The 24870-nt window shown below is 67.0% G+C and carries 19 protein-coding genes; 11 read left to right on the forward strand and 8 right to left on the reverse strand.

Annotated features, from left to right (window positions below):
- Positions 1-34 precede the first annotated feature (34 nt).
- Entirely contained in the window at positions 35-1372 is a 1338-nt protein-coding gene (gene aroA / locus HZF03_RS00330; protein ID WP_119018854.1) for a 3-phosphoshikimate 1-carboxyvinyltransferase, read from the forward strand.
- Positions 1373-1375: 3 nt separating this feature from the next.
- On the opposite strand, the gene HZF03_RS00335 is transcribed toward aroA, so the two are convergent.
- Positions 1376-2050, reverse strand: coding sequence for a lysophospholipid acyltransferase family protein (locus tag HZF03_RS00335; RefSeq protein ID WP_119018855.1), 675 nt, complete (start codon positions 2048-2050; stop codon positions 1376-1378).
- 165 nt (positions 2051-2215) lie between these two features.
- On the opposite strand from HZF03_RS00335, the gene cmk reads away from it, so the two are divergent.
- From cmk to HZF03_RS00385, 10 genes are all read left to right on the forward strand, one after another.
- Positions 2216-2854 carry a (d)CMP kinase gene (gene cmk / locus HZF03_RS00340; RefSeq protein ID WP_119018856.1) on the forward strand — a complete coding sequence of 213 codons (639 nt, stop codon included), beginning with the start codon at positions 2216-2218 and terminating at the stop codon, positions 2852-2854.
- Positions 2855-3154: 300 nt separating this feature from the next.
- Positions 3155-4852, forward strand: coding sequence for a 30S ribosomal protein S1 (rpsA, locus tag HZF03_RS00345; protein ID WP_011155635.1), 1698 nt, complete (start codon positions 3155-3157; stop codon positions 4850-4852).
- 228 nt (positions 4853-5080) lie between these two features.
- Positions 5081-6061 (forward strand): signal peptide peptidase SppA, encoded by a 981-nt coding sequence (sppA, locus tag HZF03_RS00350; protein WP_011155636.1) that lies wholly within the window; start codon positions 5081-5083, stop codon positions 6059-6061.
- 165 nt (positions 6062-6226) lie between these two features.
- On the forward strand, positions 6227-6541 hold the full coding sequence (locus HZF03_RS00355) for an integration host factor subunit beta (RefSeq protein ID WP_011155637.1): 315 nt from the start codon (positions 6227-6229) through the stop codon (positions 6539-6541).
- A 37-nt stretch (positions 6542-6578) separates the two neighbouring features.
- Entirely contained in the window at positions 6579-6965 is a 387-nt protein-coding gene (locus tag HZF03_RS00360; protein WP_011155638.1) for a lipopolysaccharide assembly protein LapA domain-containing protein, read from the forward strand.
- A 58-nt stretch (positions 6966-7023) separates the two neighbouring features.
- On the forward strand, positions 7024-7665 hold the full coding sequence (locus HZF03_RS00365) for a phosphoribosylanthranilate isomerase (RefSeq protein WP_119018857.1): 642 nt from the start codon (positions 7024-7026) through the stop codon (positions 7663-7665).
- Positions 7666-7678: 13 nt separating this feature from the next.
- Positions 7679-8893 carry a tryptophan synthase subunit beta gene (trpB, locus tag HZF03_RS00370; protein ID WP_011155640.1) on the forward strand — a complete coding sequence of 405 codons (1215 nt, stop codon included), beginning with the start codon at positions 7679-7681 and terminating at the stop codon, positions 8891-8893.
- A complete protein-coding gene (trpA, locus tag HZF03_RS00375) occupies positions 8893-9729 on the forward strand; it encodes a tryptophan synthase subunit alpha (RefSeq protein ID WP_119018858.1) in 837 nt (278 codons plus the stop codon). Before trpB ends, trpA begins: the two co-directional genes overlap by 1 nt.
- A 109-nt stretch (positions 9730-9838) precedes the next feature.
- The gene (gene accD, locus HZF03_RS00380; RefSeq protein ID WP_012493901.1) at positions 9839-10822 is read left to right on the forward strand and encodes an acetyl-CoA carboxylase, carboxyltransferase subunit beta; all 984 of its coding nucleotides are present in this window, start codon (positions 9839-9841) and stop codon (positions 10820-10822) included.
- Positions 10819-12147: a bifunctional folylpolyglutamate synthase/dihydrofolate synthase gene (locus tag HZF03_RS00385; protein ID WP_119018859.1), complete on the forward strand. Its 1329-nt coding sequence runs from the start codon at positions 10819-10821 to the stop codon at positions 12145-12147. The genes accD and HZF03_RS00385 overlap by 4 nt, the downstream gene beginning before the upstream one ends.
- Before the next feature lie 149 nt (positions 12148-12296).
- Here HZF03_RS00385 and trxA read toward each other — a convergent pair whose 3' ends face one another.
- The 7 genes from trxA to HZF03_RS00420 form a co-directional block, all read right to left on the reverse strand.
- Entirely contained in the window at positions 12297-12617 is a 321-nt protein-coding gene (trxA, locus tag HZF03_RS00390) for a thioredoxin (protein ID WP_011155644.1), read from the reverse strand.
- Positions 12618-12713: 96 nt separating this feature from the next.
- On the reverse strand, positions 12714-16199 hold the full coding sequence (gene addA / locus HZF03_RS00395) for a double-strand break repair helicase AddA (protein WP_119018920.1): 3486 nt from the start codon (positions 16197-16199) through the stop codon (positions 12714-12716).
- Positions 16196-19345 (reverse strand): double-strand break repair protein AddB, encoded by a 3150-nt coding sequence (gene addB / locus HZF03_RS00400; protein ID WP_119018860.1) that lies wholly within the window; start codon positions 19343-19345, stop codon positions 16196-16198. The genes addA and addB overlap by 4 nt, the downstream gene beginning before the upstream one ends.
- 75 nt (positions 19346-19420) lie before the next feature.
- On the reverse strand, positions 19421-20143 hold the full coding sequence (locus tag HZF03_RS00405; protein ID WP_119018861.1) for a nucleotidyltransferase family protein: 723 nt from the start codon (positions 20141-20143) through the stop codon (positions 19421-19423).
- Positions 20144-20300: 157 nt separating this feature from the next.
- Complete coding sequence (locus HZF03_RS00410) at positions 20301-20609, reverse strand: hypothetical protein (protein ID WP_011155648.1); 309 nt, start codon at positions 20607-20609, stop codon at positions 20301-20303.
- Positions 20610-20712: 103 nt separating this feature from the next.
- Entirely contained in the window at positions 20713-22233 is a 1521-nt protein-coding gene (tsaE, locus tag HZF03_RS00415) for a tRNA (adenosine(37)-N6)-threonylcarbamoyltransferase complex ATPase subunit type 1 TsaE (protein WP_119018862.1), read from the reverse strand.
- Positions 22230-24743: a sensor histidine kinase gene (locus tag HZF03_RS00420; protein WP_012493908.1), complete on the reverse strand. Its 2514-nt coding sequence runs from the start codon at positions 24741-24743 to the stop codon at positions 22230-22232. Before HZF03_RS00420 ends, tsaE begins: the two co-directional genes overlap by 4 nt.
- Between the last annotated feature and the right edge of the window lie 127 nt (positions 24744-24870).

The following is a 24870-nucleotide window of genomic DNA, read 5'->3' on the forward strand; positions in this document are numbered from 1 at the left end:
GCCGAATCACCCGCAGCCCCGAGGGACCACCATCTTGACTGATTCGAACCAGCCGACGCCGCTGCAGGCGCGCAAGAGCGGCGCATTGCATGGCACCGCGCGCGTCCCAGGCGACAAGTCGATTTCGCACCGGGCGCTGATTCTCGGCGCGCTGGCGGTCGGCGAGACCCGAATCTCCGGCTTGCTCGAGGGCGAAGACGTCATCAACACCGCCAAAGCGATGCGCGCGCTCGGTGCCAAGGTCGAGCGCACCGGCGACTGCGAATGGCGCGTGCATGGCGTCGGCGTTGCAGGCTTTGCGACGCCGGAGGCCCCGCTGGATTTCGGCAATTCGGGCACCGGCTGCCGTTTGGCGATGGGCGCGGTGGCCGGATCGCCTATTGTGGCGACTTTCGACGGCGATGCATCGCTGCGCAGCCGGCCGATGCGGCGAATCGTCGATCCCTTGGAGCTGATGGGTGCCAAGGTGGTGTCGTGCAGCGAGGGCGGCCGATTGCCGCTGGCCCTGCAGGGCGCCCGCGATCCGCTGCCGATTCTGTACCGTACCCCGGTGCCGTCGGCGCAGATCAAATCCGCCGTGCTGCTTGCCGGCCTGTCGGCGCCCGGCGTCACTACCGTGATCGAGGCCGAGGCCAGCCGCGACCATACCGAGCTGATGCTGCAGCATTTCGGCGCCACGATCGTCACCGAAGCCGAAGGTGCCCATGGCCGTAAGATTTCATTAACCGGCCAGCCCGAATTGCGCGGCGCTCCGGTGGTGGTGCCGGCCGATCCGTCGTCCGCGGCCTTTCCGATCGTCGCGGCGCTAGTGGTGCCCGGCTCCGATATCGAATTGACCGACGTGATGACCAACCCGCTGCGCACCGGGTTGATCACGACGCTGCGCGAAATGGGCGCCTCGATCGAGGACAGCGACGTCCGGGGCGATGCCGGCGAGCCGATGGCCCGGTTCCGGGTGCGCGGCTCGAAGCTGAAGGGCGTCGAGGTGCCGCCGGAACGCGCGCCGTCGATGATCGACGAATATCTGGTGCTGGCGGTCGCCGCTGCGTTCGCCGAAGGCACCACCGTGATGCGCGGCCTCCACGAGCTGCGGGTCAAGGAAAGCGACCGGCTGGAAGCGACGGCGGCGATGCTGCGGGTCAATGGCGTCGCGGTCGAGATCGCAGGCGACGATCTGATCGTCGAGGGTAAGGGCCATGTGCCGGGCGGCGGTGTGGTCGCCACCCACATGGATCATCGCATCGCGATGTCGGCTCTCGCCATGGGCCTCGCCTCGAACAAGCCGGTGACGGTCGACGACACCGCCTTCATCGCCACCAGCTTCCCGGACTTCGTTCCGATGATGCAGCGGCTCGGCGCGGAATTCGGCTGAGCCTCAGACCGCTTCGACCGGCTGAAGGCCGACGATCCGGTCGGTTTCGTTCTGCGCGGCGGTCAGAGCCGCCTGCAGCCGCTCCGCGATCTCTGCGGTCGGCGAGCCTGCCTCGACGGTGATCGGCTCGCCGAACCGGATCGCGACCTTCGCGAACAATCCCGGCAGCATCAGCCGATCCCAGCTCCGGAGCAGCTTGTGACGCGACAGGCTGACCGAAACCGGCAGGATCGGCAGCCCGGTCAGCCGCGCCATGTCGAGAACGCCCTCGCTGTTGATGCGCATCCGCGGACCGCGCGGGCCGTCGGGTGTGACGAACAGGCTGTGGCCGGACTTGCCCAGCCGCATCATTTCGCGCGCCGCCCGCATCCCGCCCTTGGAGCTTGAGCCGACCGCGGTCTGAATCCCGAACGCGGCCCCGACCCTGGAAATGATCTTGCCGTCGCGATGTCCGCTGATCAGCGCGACCAGCGGCTTGCTCTTGGTCTGCAGCATCGGCGCCATGATCAGCCGCCCGTGCCACATCGCCAGGATGTAAGGCTCGGGGATCGGAACGGCCTGCCGATCGTATCGGCCGGTCCACATCACGAACTTAAAATAGATCTTGGAAAAGTTGACGCCGAGCGACAGGACCGCATCTGATCGCGTAATCCGTTTGACGAAAGCGGGCGTGGCCATCCAGGCAGGGTCCGGGCAGAGATTGATAGGAAATCGCCAACGAGGCTGGCTTCGGCGGATCGCGGATTTATACCCAGTCGTTCACGGCTGCAAACCACCGCGGTACGTCGTCGGGACGCCCCGCCGCCGTAAAGGCACACCACGCCAATTGGAATGCACAAGAGAATGATCATCGCAATCGACGGACCGGCTGCATCGGGCAAAGGCACGCTCGCCAAGCGGCTGGCCGCACATTACGGCTTCAGGCACCTTGATACCGGCGTGATCTACCGCGCGGTTGCCAAGGCGATGTTGGACGCCGGCGCCGACCTCACCGACGAGGCGCGCGCCGCCGAGGTCGCGCGCACGCTCGACCCGTCGCGGTTCGACGACCCGGCGCTGAAGGGTCACGCGGTCGGCGAGGCCGCCTCGGTGGTGTCGGCCCATCCGCAAGTTCGCGCCGCGCTGGTCGAGTTCCAGCAGGCTTTCGCGGCCGCGCCTCCCGGCGCCGTGCTGGATGGTCGCGACATCGGCACGGTGATCTGTCCCGACGCCGAGGTGAAGATCTTCGTGGTCGCCTCGCCCGAGGTCCGTGCCCACCGCCGCTTCCTGGAAGCCCAGTCCCGCGGCGAACCCGCCGACGAGGCGGTGATCCTGGCCGATATCGTCAAGCGCGACGAACGCGACAAGAACCGCTCGGCGGCGCCGCTCAAGCAAGCACCGGATGCAGTCTTGCTCGATAATTCCTATTTGGATATAGAAGGCGGCGTCCGGGCCGCCATCGACATTGTCGAGGCCGTTCGAGCGGGCCGGCGTCGGGTCTAATCGACCAAACCGACGCCGTCATTGGAGGTTCGCCCGCTCCGCCGCCACCGCCGCGATGGCCGGATGAAGACCGCGAGATCCATCTCGGATTCGTCGCTTCTTTTGCCGCCGGACGTTCTGCTGGAATGCCCCAATCTGCGATCCGCTTCACCGCGGATCAACGTCTCGACCGTGCAGGCATGCTGCCGGCCCGCTCCGCACTGATGTGCTGGGCGGTCGTCAGGTTCGCGGACCCCTGACACTGTGCGCGCGAGACGGCCCTCAACCGAACTGCCGGCGACATCCGCATCTGGAGAACAAATGGCTTCGACTGACACTTACAACCCGACCCGCGACGATTTCGCCGCGATGCTCGACGAGTCCTTCGCCGGCGGCAACCTGCAGGAAAGCTCTGTTATCAAGGGCAAGGTCGTCGCGATCGAGAAGGACATGGCCGTCATTGACGTCGGCCTGAAGACCGAAGGCCGCGTGCCGCTGCGCGAATTCGCAGGTCCGGGCCGCGACAACGAGATCAAGGTCGGCGATACCGTCGAGGTGTTCCTCGATCGGATCGAGAATGCGCTCGGCGAAGCCGTGCTGTCGCGCGACAAGGCGCGCCGCGAAGAGAGCTGGGGCAAGCTCGAGAAGGCCTTCCAGAACAACGAGAAGGTGTTCGGCGTCATCTTCAATCAGGTCAAGGGCGGCTTCACGGTCGACCTCGACGGCGCCGTGGCGTTCCTGCCGCGCTCGCAGGTCGACATTCGTCCGATCCGCGACGTTGCGCCGCTGATGAACAACTCGCAGCCGTTCCAGATCCTCAAGATGGATCGCCGCCGTGGCAACATCGTCGTGTCGCGCCGGACCGTGCTGGAAGAGACCCGCGCCGAGCAGCGCCAGGAGCTGGTGCAGAACCTCGAAGAGGGTCAGGTGATCGACGGCGTCGTCAAGAACATCACCGATTACGGTGCGTTCGTCGACCTCGGCGGCATCGACGGCCTGCTGCACGTGACCGATATCGCCTGGCGCCGGGTCAATCACCCGACCGAGGTGCTGACCATCGGCCAGACCGTCAAGGTCAAGATCATCAAGATCAACCACGAGACCCACCGCATCTCGCTCGGCATGAAGCAGCTGCTGGACGATCCGTGGCAGGGCATCGAGGCCAAGTACCCGCTGAACGCGCGCTTCACCGGCCGCGTGACCAACATCACCGACTACGGTGCGTTCGTCGAGCTCGAGCCGGGCATCGAAGGCCTGATCCACGTCTCCGAGATGTCGTGGACCAAGAAGAACATGCACCCCGGCAAGATCGTTTCGACCTCTCAGGAAGTCGAAGTGCAGGTGCTCGAGGTGGATTCGGTCAAGCGCCGTATCTCGCTCGGTCTCAAGCAGACCATGCGCAATCCGTGGGAAGTGTTCGTCGAGAAGCATCCGGTCGGTTCGACCGTCGAAGGCGAGGTCAAGAACAAGACCGAGTTCGGTCTGTTCCTGGGTCTCGACGGCGACGTCGACGGCATGGTCCACCTGTCGGACCTCGACTGGAAGCTGCCGGGCGAGCAGGTGATCGACAACTTCAAGAAGGGCGACATGGTCAAGGCCGTGGTGCTCGACGTGGACGTCGAAAAGGAGCGCATCTCGCTCGGCGTCAAGCAGCTCGAAGGCGACCCCTTCGCCGAGCCGGGCGACGTCAAGAAGGGTGCTGTCGTGACCTGCGAAGTGCTCGACGTGAAGGAAAGCGGCATCGACGTGCAGATCGTCGGCACCGACTTCAACACCTTCATCAAGCGCTCGGAGCTGGCGCGCGACCGCAACGACCAGCGCAGCGACCGCTTCGCGGTTGGTGAGAAGGTCGACGCCCGCGTCATCCAGTTCGACAAGAAGGCCCGCAAGGTCCAGGTGTCGATCAAGGCGCTGGAAGTGGCCGAGGAGAAGGAAGCCATCGCGCAGTACGGCTCTTCCGATTCGGGCGCGACGCTGGGCGACATTCTCGGCACCGCGCTCAAGCAGCGCGACAAGTAAGCCTCAGGCTTACCTCACGACATCAAGGGCTCCGGCATGGCCGGGGCCCTTTTTCGTTGCGCGCCCCGCGATGCGACGGCCGACGCCAAGTGGTCGCAGGCGTGCGGGCAGGCAGCGGAACGAACCATGTTTTCTTCATATTGGATTGTAATTGATGTATTTCGCTCATGGGACGGCAACGATCCCATCCGACAACCGAAACGATAGCCGCCGACCGGAGAACCGCTGATGTCGCTTGATTCCGATGTGATCGTCGATCGCCGACGGATGCGAAGGAAGCTGACGTTCTGGCGCGTGGCGGCTGTACTGGTCGCGATCGTCGCTGTGGTGGCGATCGGTGCGATGGTGTCGCCGGCGGGACGCGGTGCGCTCACGTCGACCGGCTCGATCGCCCGCATCAAGATCGAGGGCCTGATCCGCAGCAATGACGAGCGTGTCCAAGCGCTCGACCGGCTCGGCAAGTCGTCCTACTCGGCCGTGATCGTCCACATCAATTCGCCCGGCGGCACCACTGCGGGCTCCGAGGAATTGCACGACGCGCTGGCGAGGCTGAAGGCGAAGAAGCCGATGGTCGTGGTGGTCGAAGGGCTCGCCGCCTCCGGCGGCTACATCGCCGCACTTGCCTCCGAACACATCGTCGCGCAGCAGACCTCACTGGTCGGCTCGATCGGCGTGCTGTTCCAGTATCCGAACGTGTCCGAGCTGCTGAAGACCGTCGGCGTCAAGGTCGAGGAAGTGAAATCGTCGCCGCTGAAGGCTGCGCCGAACGGTTTCGAGCCGACGAGTCCCGAGGCGCGCGCCGCCATCGAGGCGCTGGTGAAGGATTCCTACGCTTGGTTCCGCGGCATGGTTCAGCAGAGCCGCAAGATGACCGACGATCAGCTCAACGTCGTCGCCGACGGCCGGGTGTTCACCGGGCGCCAGGCCGTGGGCCTGAAACTGATCGACGAACTCGGCGACGAGAGGACCGCGATCGCGTGGCTGGAGAAGGCCAAGAACGTCAAAGCCGGCCTGCCGGTGCGCGACTACAAGCTGGCACCGCAATTTGGGGATCTCACCTTCCTGCGTGCTGCGGCTTCCGTCGCGTTCGACGCAGCGGGGCTTGGCGTGATCGCGCGCCGCGTCGAGCAGACCGGCGCGATGCAGTCGGTCGAGCGGCTCGGCCTCGACGGCATGCTGGCGCTGTGGGCGCCGTCCGCGGGTCAGTGATCTCTGCCCGCGGGGCGTGCAGCCCGTGCGGTATTTTGACCCTGAAAGCGGGTTCAGTGACGCCTATCGGACGCCTTTCGCCGGGGCGTCTGTCCGATTTAGCGTCTTGACAGTTCACGGCATTTTCACGGAAATGGCGGTCCGCACGCACGGACCACATCCTCGATGATCAAATCCGAACTCGTTCAGCGTATCGCCGAGCACAACCCGCACCTGTATCAGCGGGACGTCGAGAACATCGTCAACGCGATCCTCGATGAGATCGTCGACGCATTGGCGCGTGGGGATCGGGTTGAGCTTCGCGGCTTTGGCGCATTCTCGGTGAAGCATCGTCCGGCACGCGCCGGACGCAATCCGCGCACCGGGGCTCATGTGCCTGTCGATCAGAAGACCGTGCCGTTTTTCAAGACCGGCAAGGAAATGCGTGAGCGCCTGAACCGCGACAGCGGCGACGACGCCCCAACCAGCGATACAGCGTAACGCGACGCCCCATTGCCGAGCCAGGCGAGCGAATGACATGCAGAAATTCCTGACGGCCCTGGTGCTGATCCCGCTCGGTTTGATCCTCGTGGTGTTCGCGGTCGCCAACCGCCACATGGTCGACGTCTCGTTCGACCCGCTCGACCCCACAAACCCGCTCGGCCACATCCGGCTGCCGCTGTTCGTGGTGATCATCGTCACCGCGATCATCGGCGTGATCCTCGGCGGTATCGCCACCTGGTTCGGACAGCGGCGCTGGCGACGCGCCGCCCGTCGGCATCAGGCCGAAGCGATCGAAGCCCAGAACCAGCTCGCCAGCCTGCGCGCCAGCATCGCGACGCCGGCGCAGAGCGAGCCACGCCGCCTGCTGCTCGAGAGCGGTTCCAGCGGCGCCGGGCGCGACAAGTCCCGCGCGACGTTGTAAGACTGCGCATTCTCTGCGGCGCCCTGGCGCGCCGGCAACCCAGATTCAGCGCACAGCCATGTCCACCATTGTGAAAATCTGCGGTCTGACGACCGCCGACACGCTGGAAGCAGCGGTCGAAGCCGGCGCCGATATGGTCGGCTTCGTGTTCTTTCCCGCTTCGCCGCGTCACCTCGACATCGACTTCGCCGATGCGCTCGGCCGTCAAGTCCGCAGCCGCGCCGCCAAGGTCGCGCTCACCGTCGATGCCGACGACGACCTGCTCGACGCCATCGTCGAGCAGCTTCGGCCGAACTGGCTGCAATTCCACGGCAGCGAGAGCCCGGAGCGGGTGCGTTCGATCAAGCGCATCTACGGCCTGCCGGTGATGAAGGCGATCGCGGTGGCGGGCCCGGAAGATCTTTCGGTGCTGCCGGACTACGCCGCGGTGGCCGACCGCATCCTGTTCGACGCACGGCCGCCGAAGGACGCCACCCGCCCCGGCGGGCTCGGCGCAGCGTTCGACTGGAAGCTGCTCGACGGCGTCAATCTCAAACTGCCGTTCCTGGTCTCCGGTGGGATCAACGCCGGCAACGTCGCCGAAGCGCTGCGGGTGACGCGCGCGCAGGGCGTCGACGTGTCGTCGGGGGTTGAAACCTCGCCCGGCGAAAAGGACCCGGACCTGATCCGCGACTTCATCCGCGCCGCCCGCGCGGCCTAACCGAAGAGCTGACATGAACCAAGCTTTGCCGAATTCCTTCCGGTCCGGCCCCGACGAGCGCGGGCATTTCGGTATCTATGGCGGCCGCTTCGTCGCCGAGACGCTGATGCCGCTGATCCTCGATCTGGAAAAGGCCTATGCGGAAGCCAAGGCCGACCCGGCGTTCCGCGCCGAGATGGACAACCATCTCAAGCACTATGTCGGACGTCCCTCGGCGCTGTACTTCGCCGAGCGGCTGACCGAGCATTTCGGCGGCGCCAAGATCTACTTCAAGCGCGAAGACCTCAACCACACCGGCGCCCACAAGGTGAACAACGTGCTCGGCCAGATCATGCTGGCCAAGCGCATGGGCAAGCCGCGGGTGATCGCCGAGACCGGCGCCGGCATGCACGGCGTCGCCACCGCGACGATGTGCGCCAAGTTCGGTCTCGAATGCGTGGTGTTCATGGGCGCGGTCGACGTCGAACGCCAGCAGCCCAACGTGCTGCGGATGAAGGCGCTCGGCGCCGAAGTCCGCCCCGTCACCTCCGGCGCCAACACGCTGAAGGACGCGATGAACGAGGCGCTGCGTGACTGGGTCACAAACGTCCACGACACCTTTTACTGCATCGGCACGGTCGCCGGCCCGCATCCCTATCCGATGATGGTGCGCGACTTCCAGGCGGTGATCGGTCAGGAAGTCCGCGAGCAGATCATGCAGGCCGAAGGTCGCCTGCCCGACTCGCTGGTGGCCTGCATCGGCGGCGGCTCCAACGCGATGGGGCTGTTCCATCCGTTCCTCGACGATCCGGGCGTCGCGATCTACGGCGTCGAAGCCGCGGGCCATGGGCTCGACAAGCTGCACGCGGCATCGATTGCCGGCGGCAAGCCGGGCGTGCTGCACGGCAACCGCACCTATCTGCTGATGGATGCGGACGGCCAGATCGAAGAAGCGCATTCGATCTCCGCCGGCCTCGATTATCCGGGCGTCGGCCCCGAGCACTCCTGGCTGCACGACGTCGGCCGCGTCAACTTCCTGTCCGCCACCGACACCGAAGCGCTCGACGCGTTCAAGCTGTGCTGCCGGCTCGAAGGCATCATCCCGGCGCTGGAGCCGAGCCACGCGCTCGCCAAGGTCGCCGACCTCGCGCCCAAGCTGCCGAAGGATCACCTGATGGTCGTGAACATGTCCGGCCGCGGCGACAAGGACCTCGCGTCGGTCGCAGAACATCTCGGGGGCAAGTTCTGATGACCACCCGCATCGACACCCGCTTCGCCGATCTGAAGCAGCAGGGCCGGCCGGCACTCGTCACCTTCGTGATGGCGGGCGATCCTGATCTCGACACTTCGTTGCAGATCCTCAAAGCCTTGCCGGCCGCAGGCGCCGACGTAATCGAGATCGGCATGCCGTTCACCGACCCGATGGCGGACGGTCCGGCGATCCAGGCCGCCGGCCTGCGCGCGTTGAAAGCCGGCACCACGCTGAAGAAGACGCTGAGGCTGGTCCGCGACTTCCGCGCTACCGACAATGCCACCCCGCTGGTGCTGATGGGGTACTACAACCCGATCTATATCTACGGCGTCGATGCCTTCCTGGCGGATGCCAAGGCGGCCGGCGTCGACGGCCTGATCATCGTCGATCTACCGCCCGAAGAGGACGAGGAGCTGTGCTTGCCGGCCATGAAGGCCGGGCTCAACTTCATCCGCCTCGCCACCCCGACCACCGACGAAAAGCGGTTGCCGGCGGTGCTCGCCAACACTTCGGGCTTCGTCTATTACGTCTCGATCACCGGCATCACCGGATCGGCCTCGGCGGATGCGTCGGCGGTCGGCGCCGCGGTGCAGCGGATCAAGCGTCACACCAACCTTCCGGTCTGCGTCGGCTTCGGCATCCGTACGCCGGATGCGGCGCAAGCGATCGCCGCGCAGGCGAACGGCGCGGTGGTGGGCTCGGCGCTGATCGATGCGCTCAAGGCCAGCCTCGACGCCGAGGGCCGCGCCACCAAGGCCACGGTCGGTGCTGTGGCGGATCTGGTCGCCTCGCTCGCGGCCGGCGTTCGCGGTGCGAAACAGGCTGCGGAATAGCAGCAATCGAAGCAGGACGATGGTCTGGACGGGGCCCTGCCCCGCCGCCATATCCTGACAACGCCATGAACCCAGGCGGCGCCTTGTCGGGCGACGCGCGGAGCACGTCATGAACTGGTTGACCAACGTCGTCCGTCCGAAGATCCGCAACATTCTGCGGCGCGAGACTCCGGAGAACCTCTGGATCAAATGTCCGGATACCGGGCAGCTCGTGTTCTACAAGGACGTCGAGCAGAACCAGTTCGTCATTCCCGGCTCCAACTATCACATGCGGATGGGCGCGGTGGCGCGCCTGCGGGCGATCTTCGACAACGAGACCTGGTACGACGTTGCGCTGCCCGAAGTCGTAGCAGACCCGCTGAAATTCCGCGACGAGCGCAAATACGCCGACCGCATCAAGGACGCCCGCACCAAGACCGGCGCCCATGACGCGGTGCGCGTCGGCTTCGGCAAGCTCGAGACCTCGCCTGTCGTGGTCGCTGTCCAGGACTTCGACTTCATGGGCGGCTCGCTCGGCATGGCGGCCGGCGAGGCGATCATCCGTGGCATGGAGCTTGCGGTCGAGAAGCACGCGCCCTTCATCATGTTCGCGGCCTCCGGCGGCGCGCGGATGCAGGAAGGCATTCTGTCGCTGATGCAGATGCCGCGCACCACCGTCGCGGTGCAGATGCTGCGCGAAGCCAAGCTGCCCTACATCGTGGTGCTGACCAATCCGACCACCGGCGGCGTCACCGCGTCCTACGCGATGCTCGGTGACATCCACATCGCCGAACCGGGCGCGCTGATCGGCTTCGCCGGCGCCCGCGTGATCGAACAGACCATCCGCGAGAAGCTGCCCGACGGCTTCCAGCGCGCCGAGTATCTCAAGGAACACGGCATGGTCGACATGGTGGTGCATCGCCACGACCTGCGCCCGACCCTGGCGCGGCTGTGCCGGCTGCTGACCAAGTCGCCGGCGCTGACTGTCACCACCGCGGTCGAGGCCCCGGCCGAAGCCGCCGCGAAAGCCGAGCCGGAGGCCACTACCACGGAGCAGCCCGTCGCTCCGGCGCCGACCGAGCCGCCGGCCCAGCCGGCCGCGCCGCAGGCGTGAGCGAAGGCTCCGCGCCCCCGGCCCCGCTCGGCGAGTTACGCGCGCGCCTGATGCGGCTGCATCCGGTCGCGATCGACCTTACGCTCGGTCGGATCGAGCGGCTGCTCGCGGCGCTCGGCCATCCTGAACGCAAGCTCCCGCCGGTGATCCATGTCGCCGGCACCAACGGCAAGGGTTCGACCGTCGCATTCCTGCGCGCGATCCTGGAAGCCACCGGACTCAAGGTCCACGCCTACACCTCGCCGCATCTGGTCCGCGTCAACGAGACGATCCGGATCGCCGGCCGGCTGGTCGGCGACGACGAGCTGCTGGCGGCACTGGCGCATTGCGAACGCGTCAATGCCGGCGCGCCGATCACGCTGTTCGAGATCGAGACCGCCGCGGCATTGTGGCTGTTCGCGCAGCATCCCGCCGACGTCACGCTGCTGGAGGTCGGGCTCGGCGGCCGGCTCGACGCCACCAATGTGATCGAGCATCCGCTCGTTTGCGTGCTGACGCCGATCAGCATCGACCACACCGAGTTTCTGGGCCCGACCATCGCCGACATCGCCGCCGAGAAGGCCGGTATCCTGCGCCGCGGCGCGCCGGTGATCGTCGCCGAGCAACGCGACGAGGCGATGGAGGTGATCGAACGCGACGCCAAGCGGCTGCGCGCACCGCTGTTCGCCTGCGGCCAGCAATGGCACGTTCAGCTCGAACACGGCCGGCTCGCCTATCAGGACGAACGCGGCCTGCTCGATCTCACCGCACCGAAGCTGTTCGGCCGGCATCAGATCGACAATGCCGGCCTCGCGATCGCGACGCTGCGCGCGCAGTCGCGATTTACGATCCCGCAGGACGCCTACCAGGCCGGGCTGCTGGCGGCCGAGTGGCCGGCGCGGATGCAGAGGATCACGTCGGGCAAATTGCTCGACGACGCACCGGCCGGCTGCGAACTTTGGCTCGACGGCGGCCATAATGCCGACGGCGGACGCGTTGCGGCGGCGGCGCTCGGCGACCTCGAAGAGCGGGTGTCGCGGCCACTGGTGCTGATCGCCGGCATGATGGCCAACAAGGATGCAGCCGCGTTTCTCGCCAACTTCACCGGGCTGACGCGGCACCTGATCGCGGTGCCGATCCCGAACCGCGACGGCGCGATGCCGCCGGAGAGCCTCGCCGACGCAGGCCGCGCGCTCGGCCTGCGAGTCGAACTGGCCGACGACGTCCCGGCGGCGCTGCGGCGCATCGCGTCGCTGGCCTACGAACTTCCGCCGCGGATCCTGATCACCGGATCACTGTATCTCGCAGGCCACGTGCTGAGCCTCAACGGCACACCGCCGAATTAGTCCCATTGCTCATCGCCCTATCCCCGTCAGTGCGAGCGTAGCGAAGCAATCCAGTGCGCCGAGCAAGGGGCTGGCAATGACGAGAGGCCGGAAAAGCAAAACGGCCGGCGGAATGCCGGCCGTTTTAGAACGTTCGTGCGCGTCGGAGTTCAGACAGCTGCGCTGATCCACTGCTGCAGCTTGGCCTTCGGCGCGGCGCCGACCTGGCGCGAAGCCATCTCGCCGCCCTTGAAGATCATCAGGGTCGGAATCGACATCACGCCATACTTCGAGGCGGTGACCGGGCTCTCGTCGACGTTGAGCTTCACGATCTTGACCTTGTCGCCCATCGCTCCGGCGATTTCATCGAGCGCCGGCGCGATCATGCGGCACGGGCCGCACCACTCGGCCCAGAAGTCCACCACCACAGGCCCCTGGGCGTTGAGAACCTCGTTTTCGAAATCGGCGTCTGACACCTTACCAACGGCCATGGGATACCTCGTGAAACCGGATGAAGAGCGGCGGCGGGAATCGCGCCGTGATGACGGGTGAACGTAGGAACGCACCGCGGTGCGGTCAAGCACGGCTCACGGCACCGTCAGATCGGCCTGCTCCGCGTCCAGCGCAGAGGCCGAAAGTTCCATGATTTCAGCCGCTTCGGTCCAGAGCAGGGCGGCCCGGACAGTGCGCTGTGGATAGATCGCGCCGAGCACCGCCCGGTAGCGGGCGAGCTGACGGACGTAACTGCGCGGCGCCTCGGCCTCAACCCGCGGCGGGGCGTGGTTGGTCTTGTAGTCGACGATCAGAACCTCGGTCTCGGTCACTACCAGGCGGTCGATCTGGCCGGACACCAGCACCGGTCCGCCGCGCCACTGCAGCCGGCCGACGATCGGCACCTCGGCTCGGCTGCCTGAGCCGAACACCGTCGCAAACCTCGCATCGGCAATCAGCCCGAGCACCTGAGCGGCGAGCGCCGCCCGATCCTCCTCACTCCAATCCGACGCATTGCGAGCGAGGAACCGTCCAGCGGCGGCGGGACGACCGGCAACGGCGATCTCCGGCAGCGATTGCAGCAGCCGATGCACCAGCGTGCCACGCTGCAGCGCGCGGCTGCGGCTGGCGTCGGATTCCCCTGGCCGCAACCGGCGCCGATCATCGTCGTCGGCATCCGACGGCCGCAGCACCTGTTCGGCGGATGGTAAGCCGGGCGCCGGGCGGCGCAACCAGTTCGGCAGATGCGTCACCGCCAGCTCTTGCCCCTGCGAGACCGTCCCGATCTCCTCGATCACATCCTCCGGGCGGCAGTAGCGCTTGATCACGCCCTCCGGCGGGACCGGCTGCATCACCAGCCCGGATGATTCCAGCCCCCTGCTGATCAGGTCGTACCAGGAGTGCGGCCGCACCTCGTTGCGGTTGCCCGGCATGCAGCCGCCGACGATCAGCCGGTCGGCGGCGCGGGTCATCGCGACATAGAGCAGCCGGCGATACTCGTCCTCGGTCTCCTCGATCATCGCGCTGCGGGCCTGCTCGACGATGTGCGGATCATCAGCCTTGCGGCCCGCCCACACCATCGCAGCGACCGAGCCCGGCGCAGCGTTGCCACCCGCCAGCCGGATCAGGTTGAGCCGCTGGGTGTCGGCCGGCGACGAGGTGGTGTCGATCAGGAACACCACCGGCGCTTCCAGCCCCTTGGCGCCGTGCACCGTCATCACCCGGACTTCGTCGCGGGAGATCTCCATGTCGCGCTTGATCTCGGTGTCGGCTTCACGCAGCCACGCCATAAAGCCTTGCAGCGACGGCGCGCGCTTCTGCTCGAAGCTCAGCGCCAGTTCGAGAAACTCGTCGAGCGCATCGTTGGCCTCCGGCCCGAGCCGGCGCAGGATCCGGGCGCGGCCGCTGTCGCTGCCATCGCCGCCGAGCAGCCAGGCGTAGAACCCGAACGGCGTTTCGGCCTGCGCCCGTACCGCGTAGCTCTCCAGCCGGCGCTGCACAGCTGCGAACTTCGGATCGCCCGTGGCATGATCGGCCAGCGCGGCGCGTAGCGAGCCCTTGCGCTGCCAGGCCAATTTGAACAGGTCGTCGTCGTCGAGCCCGAACAGCGGGCTCTTCAGCGCCACTGCGAGTGCCAGATCGTCCTGCGGCAGCAGCAGCGCGTCGGCGAGCTTCATCAGGTCGATGATCGCGATGTGCTCGGTCAGCTTCAGCCGGTCGGCGCCTGCGACCGGGATGCCGCCGCGCTTCAGCGCCTGGATCACCGCGTCGAACGCCGACCCGCGCCGCCGCACCAGGATCAGCACGTCGCCATAGCTCAGCGGCCGGCGACGCCCCATCGGACCGGTCTGGGTGCCGCGCGCGATCAGTGCGCCGATCTCGGCCCTCACCTTGTCGGCAAGGCGGACCTCGGGACTGGTTTCGGACACCGCGTCGAACGGCGCCTGCCAGCCTTCGATCTGCTGGCGATCATCCGGCACTTCCAGCGGCCACAGGTCGATCAAGCTCGGCCCGGCATCGGCGAGCGACTGATGCAACGGATAGGTCGAATCCGCATGGATGCTGCGATAAATCGCCGGATCGCGGAACACGTGATCGACCGACTGCAGGATCGCGGCACCTGAGCGGAACGAGTAGTTGAACGAAACTTTTTCGAAGGTCAGGCCGGCGCCGGTGAATCGCCGCTGCAGCAGGTCGCGCCACTCGGCGAATTCCTTCGGCACCGCGCCCTGAAACGAGAAGATTGACTGCTTCTCGTCGCCGACCGCAAAGATGGTGCGCCGGACACCATCGCGGGCGCCCTCGCCGGCGGTGAATTCGTCGATCAGCCGGGCGACGATCTTCCACTGCTTCGGCGACGTGTCCTGCGCCTCGTCGATCAGCACGTGATCGACGCCGCGGTCGAGCTTGAAATGCACCCACCCGGCCGCGCCGCTGTCGAGCATTGCCAGCGTCTTGTCGATCAGGTCGTCGTAGTCGAGCAGACCGCGTTCGCGCTTCTCACGCGCGATGTTGCCCGCAACCTGCGCGGCAATCACCAGCAGCGCCCGGGTGCGCTCGCGCAACGCCAGCGCGCGGCGGCGTTCGAGCAGACCGGCGAGCCGCGCACCTTCGCGCTGCAGCCTCTCGGCGAGGCCGGGCGCGCCGTCGCCGAGCTTTTTGGTGATCAGGCTTTTGCGCAGGCCGCTATCCTTAGTGAAGAACACCTGGAGATAGGCATCGATCTGCGCCGCGTCAGTGAGCGCCAGCGCGGCGCGCAAGCGCCGAGCCTGCGCCTGGTCGTTGGCGCTGCCGCCTTCGAAGGTCGCCGCAACCGCAGCCCATTCCGATCGCGGCAGGTTCGGACCATCGACGATGTCGCGATCGGCCGCGTCGCAGCTATCGTCCGGCGCAACACCGAGGGTCGCGGACAACTGCGCCATCGCACGCTCGACGCTGCCGGCCTGCGCCACCCACGCCATGAAGCGGTCGCGGCTCATGCAGGCTTCCTGCACCACGTCGCGGAAGGTGACGTCGGCGGCGCTGGTCATCGCAAACGCCAGTGCACGCCCGGCATCGCTGTCCGGCGCCGCGGCGGCGCGCAGCAGCACGTCGAGGCTGGCGCGCTGCATCAGCTCGGCCTGGTCGCGATCGTCGAGCACGCTGAACCGCGCCGGCACGTTGGCTTCGAATGGAAACTGCTGCAGCAGCCGCGTGCACAGCGCGTGGATGGTCTGCACCTTCAGCCCGCCCGGCGTCTCAAGCGCACAGGCGAACAGTTTTCGCGCCTGGGCCAGCAGTGAGGGCCCGACCGTCTTCACGCCGGTGGCGTGGATCGCCGCTGACAGTTCCTCGTCGTCGAGTTTGACCCAGTGACCGAGCGTGGTGAACACCCGCTCCGCCATGTTGGCGGCCGCCGCCTTGGTGAAGGTGATACAAAGGATGCGCTCCGGCGATACGCCATCGAGCAGCAGCCGGATCACGCGCTGAACCAGCACATGGGTCTTACCCGAGCCGGCATTGGCGGAGACAAACACCGACGCTGACGGATCGGAGGCGATCTCCTGCCGGGCGCGGGCTTCGTTGGGAATGAGGCGGCTCATGACGACGCGTCTCCGCGACCGCCGGCCGCCGACCATTCCTTGATCCGAGCCAGATCATCATAGGTGCCGTAGCGCTGCGACCACATCGACAGCACCAGCGAGCGATAGGACTGCTTCTCGTCTTCGAAGCGGCGGACTAATCCTTCCAGCTTGGCGCGCGCTTCATCGGCGGCATCGTCGGGGTGCTGCGGCTCATCCTTGCGCTCGATCTTGAGTTCGAGCACGCGCTCATCGCCCGGCGGCGTGTTGCCGCTGAGCTTGACGTAAGTGAGCTCGCTCACTGAGGCGGCCGCCGGAATATCCTCAAAGCCTCCATCGCGCAGGATCGCCGCTTCCAATGTGAGCTGCGGCGATAGCCCCATCCGCACCTGCTTGCCGGTCGGCGGATGACCGGTCTTGTAGTCGAGGATCGCGTAGCTACCGTCGTCGCGCCGTTCGATGCGGTCGGCGCGCGCCGACAGTTCGAAATTGCGCTCTCCACCAAGCGGGATCATCAGCGTGCCGCGACGCTCCGCCTGTACCTGCACGACGCCGGTGCGGCGCTGCTGCTCCCACGCGGCGAACCAGGTGGCAATCCGCAAGAAGCGCGGCCACCACAGCGCGCGCGCCTCGGCATGATCCATCAGCGGCGCAAAATGTTTCTGGCCGATTTGGCGCAGCGCCGTCACCGGATCGTCCGGCAGAGCGTCCTGGTAGCGCTCGGTGAATTCGCCCAGCGCCGCATGGATCGCCGAGCCGCGATCGGCGCCCGACAGCGGCATGTCGACCGGATCGAGCGGCGACAGGCGCAGGATGTACTTGGCATAGATCGTATAGGGATCGCGTAGCCAATCCTCGATCGCGGTCACCGGCAGTTTCAGCGGCCGCGCGATCCGCGGCGGCCTCGGTGCAGGCTGCGCGATCGGCGTGACGCTCTCGGGCCGATCCAGTTCGTGGGTGTAGTCCAGATACGTCTGCCCGCGCGCTTTCATCGCCTTCCAACGATCCTCGCCGGCGACCGCTTCGAGACGGTGCAGGAAGCGCGACGCCACTGCGGGCGCACCGCCGACCTTGGCGGCGTGGGTGATGAACACCTCGTCGGCGCCGAGCGCCTGCGCGAAGTCATGTGCCGACAGGCCGATGCGGCGCTCCGGCAGATCGAGCCCAAGTTCGTGCCGCATCGGCCGGCTCAGCCACGGATCGATCCGCGGCGCCGGCGGCCACACGCCTTCGACCAATCCGCCGAGCACGACCCGGTCTTGCTGTGTCAGTCGCGCTTCGAGCGGGCCGTAGATCCGGATCGGCGCCTCGGCAAGTTCGGGACGGCGGACGACGCGATCGCCGAACGCGGTCTCGAACACTTCGCCATAGTCGCGCGCCGCGACCAATACGCCGCTCGCCGGTCCGACCGCGGCGAGATCGTCGAACGCCCGGAGCAGTGCCGAGCCTTGCGGACCTTCGAACGCTTCGACGATGCCGTCGTCATCCGTCGTCAGCGCCTTCAGCGCCGCGCAATGCCGTGCGCCGATCTCGCACAGATCGAGCGGGTTCGGCCCGACGGTTTCCAATGGTGCGAGCGCGGCCTTGAGCTGGGCGATGAGTTGCTGCGCTTCATCGAGGCTCGGTTCGGACAATCGCGTGCGCGGCTCCGACGGATGCAGCGCGCTGGCCTCGCCGCACTTCAGCTTCGCAAGCTCGCCCCGGAAGATCGCAAATTCCTTGGCGAGCCCATCGCAGCCGGCGGGTGGCCGGGGGCCGCGCAGCAGCGCCAGCTCCAAGGTCTCGATCGCGCCGCGCCAGCCATAGCCCGCGCGTCCGAGCCGAAGCAGCGGATGCTTGAGCAGCGCCAGCAGCGTCGCCGGTTCGCAGCCTTCGAGCGCAGTCTCGGCCGCGAGCCGTGCGAAGATGCCGGGCTGCGTCTCCATCAGCGTGTCGCCACCGGAATCGTCGACCGGCAGATGCCAGCGGCCGAGCGCGGCGACGACGCGGCGCGCCAGCGCGCGATCCGGCGTGACCAGCGCCGCGGTCTTGCCCTGCTCACGCGCCTCGCGCAGCACCACCGCGATCGCCAGCGCCTCGGCTTCCGAATTCGGCGCTTCGATCAGCGTCAGTCCATCAGTGCCTTCGCCGATCAGGCGATCGACGGCGGTGTCCTTCAGCCGGTCGTGCCACACCGCCGTCGCCGATGACGGCCGCAGCGCCTCGGAGGCGAGAAGTTCGCGGCCGTGCCGGGTCGGTGTGCCGAGCTGCTGCACGTCGCGGCGTGTCACGCCCATCCGGTCGAGCAGGCCATGCATGGCGTATTGCGGATGGTTCGGCGATGGGGGCGTGACGAGCTTACCCTGCCGGTCGCGGCTGCCACCGATCAGATCCCACGCCGCATTGTCGAGATCGACATCGAGGCCGGGGAGCACCACCGCGCCGTGAGGCAATCGCGCGATCGCGTTGAGCAGCTTCGCGGTCGCTGGCATCGAGCCGGTCGAGCCGGCGGCAATCACCGGCCCGCTGCGCTGGGTCGCGAGCCGCTGCGCCTCGGCGTCGATCAGCCGGTCGCGCCGCGCGGCCGGTTCGATCCGGTCGGTCTCTTTCAGGTATTGCGGCCAGGCGTGGCCGGCGATCTTGAGGAAATCGAGCGTCAGGCTCCAGTACCGATCGAACGCATCGGGCACCAGTGTCTCTAGCGCCGACCAATCGACGCCGCGGGTCGACATGTCGTCGATCAGCCGCGCCAGATCGTCGGCGAGCGCCAGCGCCGAGGCCGGCCCGCCGACCACCAGCGGCGCCTGCGCTGGATCGTCCGGCTTCAGCCGCGCCGCCCAGCTCGCGATCAACTGCGCCAACAACAGCCTGCGCGGCAGCCCGTCGAGCGCTGGGGGAATTTCCAGATCGGCGAGTCCCGACGCAGCCTGCGCGAATGCCAGCTCATCTTCGTCGATATCGCCGAGCGCGACGATCCGCGGCAGCAGAACGGCGTCGGCGCCGAGCACGTCCAAGAAGATCTCGCGCGCCATCCGACCGGCGCGCCGGGTCGGCAGATACAGCGTGGCGTCGGCGAGCCGCTCCGGCGCGGCGCGCGCCTCGAAGCCCTCGACCAGCCGGCCGTCGACCAGGGCCGCGATGGTCGTGCGCAAGAAAGGCGCCGAAGATGGAACGCTGAAAAGGTGCATCGATGTCCTGATTCGCCTCCGCCATCATGGCACGGCAAATCCGGCGAAAGGAGGTGGCCGGCGCGGGCCGCCCTCTCAGGCGACGCTGGCGAGATAGGCCCGTTCGGCTGCAGGCACCGCGTCTGGCGTGCCGACATGCATCCACAAGCCGTCGAGCCGCAGCCCGTGCAGGCGATGCTGCTGGCCGGCGCGATCGAACATCTTGGTCAGCGAGAACTCGCCCTGCGGCGCGTCCTTGAAAATCGCCGGCGACATGATGGCGGCGCCCGCATAGACGAACGGCACCACCTCGGTCTCCTTGCGCTTGTGCAGGCTGCCGTCGGGGCTCATCGCAAAGTCGCCCTTGCCCGCATAGCCGATGCTGTTCGCGGTCGGCGCCATCAGCAGCAGGATGTCCATCCGGTCCGGATCGAACGCTTCGGCGAGGCGCGCCAGATTCGGCCGCACGCCGTCGATCCACATCGTGTCGGCGTTGAGATGATAGAACGGCGCATCGCCGAGCAGCGGCAGCGCCTTCACCACCGCACCGCCGGTGCCGAGCACCTGATCGCGCTCGTCCGAAATGATCACCCGCGGGCTGGTCCGCCCGGCGACGTGATCGATGATCTGGTCCGGCAGATAGTGGACGTTGACGACGGCTTCGGTGACGTCGACTTCGGCCAACCTGTCGAGCACGTGGTCGAGCAACGGACGGCCGGCGACGCGCACCAGTGGCTTCGGCATATGATCGGTGAGCGGGCGCATCCGCAGGCCGAGGCCGGCGGCCAGCACCATGGCTTTGTGGGGACGAACGGTCATGTTCTCCGACTCGGAACGCGCCGGGCGGCGCGAATCGATTGTATCATGCGGCTCCGAACGGTCTATCGGAGGCGGTCACTGGGTAGTCGGCGATCATGACGACGATACGACGGTGGGTGGTTCAGCGCCGGAGCATTGAGGGCCGCGCAGGCGCGGCTCAGGCGTTCTCGACTTGCGCCGCGCGCTTCTTCTTCCGGTCGAGACGCAGGAAGGTGACACCGATCTGGTCGCCGTTGATCCAGCTCAGCTCGCAGCGCCGATAGGCCAAACCAGTCGACGACAGCAGCAGGAAGAATTCCTTGAGGTTGAGCCCTTCGACCGTCCCCTCGACCGTCAGCTTGGCGCCGAGTTCGGAGACGTCCTCGATCAGGCAGGGACGGCGCCAGGTCCCGTCGATCGCCATCATCTGCGCGCGCAACCCACGATCGAAAACGACGCGGCCGTCCTTATTGCGTTCGGCAACCATCCCGTAGTCCTGCAGTTCGGTCTTGGCGCCGCCGGGCCATGCCGCGGCGACCCCGCAACACTACGAGGCCGACTCTAAAGATGCGTAAAGGAAATCCGCCGAATCAGAGCGGTGGAGGCACGTGGTCCCGATACCAGGCGCGGACCTCGGCGAGCGCCGGATGCGCCAGCGAGCGGGCCAGATAAGCCCACACCCGCGGCTGATGTTTCAAATATTGCGGCTTGCCGTCGCGCCGGTTGAGCCGAGCAAAAGTTCCCAATAGCCGCGTGTTCCGCTGCGCCGACATCACGGCGTAGAGCCGCGCGAACCCGGGGGCGTCGAACTCGGGATCGGCAGCGAGCCGGGCTTTGACGTAGCGGCCGAGCAGCGACAATTCTGTCGCTTCCGGCACGTCGATGCGAGCGTCCTGCAGCAGCGACACCACATCATAGGCGGCCGGGCCCAGCACAGTGTCCTGGAAGTCGATGACCCCGACGCGCTCGATGCCGGGACGGTCCTCCAACCAGATCAAATTCGGCGAGTGATAGTCGCGCAGCACCCAGGTCCGCGGCGCAGTCGCGATACCGGCGAGCAGCTTGCGCCACAGCGTGACGAATTCGGCCCGCAATGCTTCCGACGGCGGCGCGCCGCGATCTGGCAGATACCACTCGGGCATCAGGCCGACCTCGATCATCATCGCGGCTTCGTCGAACGTCGGCACCGCGTAGCTCTCGCGCGTCGACAGCGGCAGATGATCCGGCAGCGGCTTAGCGTGCAGCGCCGCCAGCATGTCGGTGGCGGCCTGATAGCGGGCCACCACCGGCGCCGGCGGATCGCCCTCGACAAAGCCGACGCGGCCGAGATCTTCGGTGATCAGGAAGCCGGCGTCCAGATCAGCGTGATGGATCGCGGGCGCCGAGAAGCCGCGTTCGCGCAGGCCCTGCCCGATCGCGACGAATGGCCGAACGTCTTCGGCCAGATGCACCGCGGCGCTGTAGCTCTTGCCGGCATAGAGCGCCGGACCGTCCGGGCGGCGCGGCGCGTTCATCAGGATTACGCTTTCGGCGCCGCGCTGCAGCCGCGCGTAGGAGCGCGTCGAGGCGTCGCCCGGCATGTGCCGGCGCTCGGCATCGGCGTAGCCGGCGGTCTCGATGAAGCTGCGCAGCGCAGCGAGCCGTTCGACCTGCTTCACGGCTTTGCCGTGGCCGGTGATTTCCGCCGCGCGCGCCGACGGGCCGAGCGCCGGACGATGACTGAGCGCGATGTCGATGCGATCTTCCGGCAGCGCCGCCCCAGCGCGCTCGGGCCATTCGATCAGCGCCACGGTTCCGTCCGGCAGCGGCGACAGCCCGATCTCTTCCAGCTCGGACGGATCCTCGACCCGATACAGATCCGCATGCAGCAGCGGATAAGGCGGCAGATCGTAGGTCTGCACCAGCGTGAAGGTCGGGCTCGGCACTTCGAGCGCGTCATCGTCCGCAAGATAACGGATCATCGCCCGCGCCGCGGCTGTCTTGCCGGCGCCGAGATCGCCCGACAAGGTCACGACGTCACCTGGACCGATCAGCAGCGCGACCTCGGCCATCAGCCGCACGGTAGCCACCTCGTTGGCAAGCGCCACCGAGAATGTCGCGACCGCACTCATTCGGCCGCGTGGCGTTGGGCGGCCGGCTCGATCGGAAACTCGCAGGTCACCGATGTGCCGCGACCGACCGCCGACTCGACCAGGACTTTACCGCCGTGCAGCTCGACGAACGAACGCACCAGTGACAGGCCAAGGCCGGCGCCACGATGGCGCGAGCCCTGCGGATCGCTCTCGAACAGATCGAACATTTTCTCTTTGAACGCCGGCGCGATGCCGGGACCAGAATCGGTGACAGTGAACGCCACCCGGGTTTCGCCCCGGCGCACCGTCAGCCGCACCGTCCCCTGCGAAGGCGAGAAATCGATCGCATTGGCGAGCAGATTGTACAGCACCTGCACGACGCGCCGCTCGTCGCCGACAAAGCTCTCGATCGCCGGATCGACGTCGATCTGCAGCGCGATTTGATCGCGCGCCAGCCGGTCCTGAATGCCCTCGGCCGCCGCATCGATCGCCTTGCGGATGTCGATCGGGCCGAGATTGAGCGTCATCGCCCCGGCGTCGATGCTGGCCAGATCGAGGATGTTGTTGATGATCGCCATCAGCGCGTTGGTCGAGGTCGTGATGTAGTTCACGTACTCGGCCTGCTTCTCGGTGAGCGGCCCGGTCGAAGAATCGCTGAGGAAGTGCGCGAAGCCGATGATCGTGGTCAGCGGCGAGCGCAGCTCGTACGAGACATGGTGGACGAAATCGATCTTGATCCGATCGGCGGTCTCGAGCGCCTCATTGCGCTCGCGCAGCGCCCGCTCGACGTTCTCGGTGTCGGTGATGTCCTGGAACGTCAGCATCGTGGCGCCGTCGGGCAGCGGCATGGTCTTGCAGGCCAGCACGCTGCCGTCCTTGCGCTCGATCTTGAGCAGGACGTGGCGGCGATCGTCGATGCCGGTGATGGCGCCGCGTAGCGCCTGCCAGAACACGTCGTCGTCGAACAACGGCCGGCACCACTCCTCGATCGCCTCGATGTGCGGCTGACTCTGCAGCGCCTCGGCCGACAGGTTCCACATCCGCGCGAACGGCGGGTTGAACAATTGCGCGCAGCCGTTGGAGCCGAACACCGCGACCGCTTCCGACAGATTGTCGAGCGTCTCGCGCTGGACATCGATCAGGCCGCCATAGCGGCGCTTGAGGTCGAGACTCTCGGTGACGTCGTCAAACAGATAGGTGACGCCGCCTTCAGGATTGGGCGTGGTGACGATGCTGACGGCGCGGCCGTCCGGCAGATACCAGACGTCCTTCTCGGCCTCGACCGCCCGATAGGCTTCGTGCAGCTTGTTCTTCCACGCCTTGAAGTCGCGCTCCTCCGGCAGCTTGCGCTCGGCGCGCAGCCGGTCGAGCACGGTGGAATCGTCGGGATGGCTGTCGAGGAAGATGCGGTCGAGGTCCCACAGCTTGCGATAGGAGTCGTTGTAGAACGACAGCCGGCGCTGAGCGTCGAACACCGCAACGCCGGAAGAAAGCTGATCGAGCGTACGCCGATGCGCATCGGCCATCCGCTCCAGCGCGGCGCCGAGCGCGGCCGTTTCCGTGGCGTCGACCGCGATGCCGGCGCTGCCGCCGCTCACCTTCAGGGCGCGGACGTCGTAGTAGCGACGCTCGCCGCCGACCACGATCGGCAGCCGGCCGGAATATTCGTAGCCGTCGCCGAGCGCGCGTGCCAACGCGGCGCGATCGCCGGAATCGAGCAGTTCGAGATTGCGGCCGATCGCGTCCGCGGCGTCGCTGGCATCGGTCGCCCGCGCATAGGCGGCGTTGGCAAAGCTGAGCGTACCGTCGGAGCGGCGGGTCCAGATCGGCCATGGCGCGGCGGTGGCGAAGCCGCGCAGCATCTCGGTTTCTTCCTGCAGCGCCTTGAAGCGCCGGGTCATGTCGGCGAGCTCGCGGCGCACGCCGCTCAGTTCTCGGATGCGGACGACAGCCTGCCCGCCGACGGCGCGCCCCATCGCCTCGATCGACCGGCCGTTCGAGGTGACGAGCTGCAGCAGGAAGCCTTCGCCTTTGTCGAGCAGCGCATCGACCGCGTGATCCATTTGCAGCGCCGGCTCGGGCGGCAACCAGGTTCCGAACGCCAGCACGCGTTGCGGCTGGCGGCTCTGCGTCTCCAGCGGCAGGAACAGCGCGGTGTCGCCGCTGACCTGCGGCCGGCTGTCACCAGCGGCCCAGGAGATCAGCACTTGCGGCTCGGCGAACAGCAGCGCCTGGAAACGATCGGACTCCGCCTGCAGCCCCTGCAAGTCGGCGCGCAGCCCCGCTTCGCGCGCAACCGCGCGCTGCCGCGTCCGCACCAGCATGATCGCAGACATCACCGAAAAGCCCAACGCCGCGAGCGCGATGATCAATGTCATCATCTCGTGGCGGTTGAGATCCAGCAGCAGCGACGACGTGATGGCGGCCAGGTGATCGTCTGCGGCTCGCGCCGGCGACGACGCGACCATCACGGCCGTCCCAGCCAAACCATGCACCAGGGAGGTGCACGACAGACTGGTCCGACGTATGGACCCCAATACGCCTGACATCGATTGCCCCAAACCGCACGGCGCAACTGACAAGCCGCGCCATAGCCGAATCGGAGGACATTATCGCCATCGCGACTCGGGGGGTAAGAGTCCAGACCGTGAACGGACTCGTGACCGTCCGCAAACG

Source organism: Rhodopseudomonas palustris (assembly GCF_013415845.1).
Classification (GTDB): Bacteria; Pseudomonadota; Alphaproteobacteria; order Rhizobiales; family Xanthobacteraceae; genus Rhodopseudomonas; species Rhodopseudomonas palustris_F.

Bases quoted from the DNA above. Each gene is read 5' to 3' on its own strand.
- HZF03_RS00335 (WP_119018855.1), bottom strand. From the start codon at position 2,050: ATGGCCACGCCCGCTTTCGTCAAACGGATTACGCGATCAGATGCGGTC.
- cmk (WP_119018856.1), top strand. From the start codon at position 2,216: ATGATCATCGCAATCGACGGACCGGCTGCATCGGGCAAAGGCACGCTC.
- rpsA (WP_011155635.1), top strand. From the start codon at position 3,155: ATGGCTTCGACTGACACTTACAACCCGACCCGCGACGATTTCGCCGCG.
- sppA (WP_011155636.1), top strand. From the start codon at position 5,081: ATGTCGCTTGATTCCGATGTGATCGTCGATCGCCGACGGATGCGAAGG.
- HZF03_RS00355 (WP_011155637.1), top strand. From the start codon at position 6,227: ATGATCAAATCCGAACTCGTTCAGCGTATCGCCGAGCACAACCCGCAC.
- HZF03_RS00360 (WP_011155638.1), top strand. From the start codon at position 6,579: ATGCAGAAATTCCTGACGGCCCTGGTGCTGATCCCGCTCGGTTTGATC.
- HZF03_RS00365 (WP_119018857.1), top strand. From the start codon at position 7,024: ATGTCCACCATTGTGAAAATCTGCGGTCTGACGACCGCCGACACGCTG.
- trpB (WP_011155640.1), top strand. From the start codon at position 7,679: ATGAACCAAGCTTTGCCGAATTCCTTCCGGTCCGGCCCCGACGAGCGC.
- trpA (WP_119018858.1), top strand. From the start codon at position 8,893: ATGACCACCCGCATCGACACCCGCTTCGCCGATCTGAAGCAGCAGGGC.
- accD (WP_012493901.1), top strand. From the start codon at position 9,839: ATGAACTGGTTGACCAACGTCGTCCGTCCGAAGATCCGCAACATTCTG.
- trxA (WP_011155644.1), bottom strand. From the start codon at position 12,617: ATGGCCGTTGGTAAGGTGTCAGACGCCGATTTCGAAAACGAGGTTCTC.
- addA (WP_119018920.1), bottom strand. From the start codon at position 16,199: ATGAGCCGCCTCATTCCCAACGAAGCCCGCGCCCGGCAGGAGATCGCC.
- addB (WP_119018860.1), bottom strand. From the start codon at position 19,345: ATGCACCTTTTCAGCGTTCCATCTTCGGCGCCTTTCTTGCGCACGACC.
- HZF03_RS00405 (WP_119018861.1), bottom strand. From the start codon at position 20,143: ATGACCGTTCGTCCCCACAAAGCCATGGTGCTGGCCGCCGGCCTCGGC.
- HZF03_RS00410 (WP_011155648.1), bottom strand. From the start codon at position 20,609: ATGGTTGCCGAACGCAATAAGGACGGCCGCGTCGTTTTCGATCGTGGG.
- tsaE (WP_119018862.1), bottom strand. From the start codon at position 22,233: ATGAGTGCGGTCGCGACATTCTCGGTGGCGCTTGCCAACGAGGTGGCT.
- HZF03_RS00420 (WP_012493908.1), bottom strand. From the start codon at position 24,743: ATGTCAGGCGTATTGGGGTCCATACGTCGGACCAGTCTGTCGTGCACC.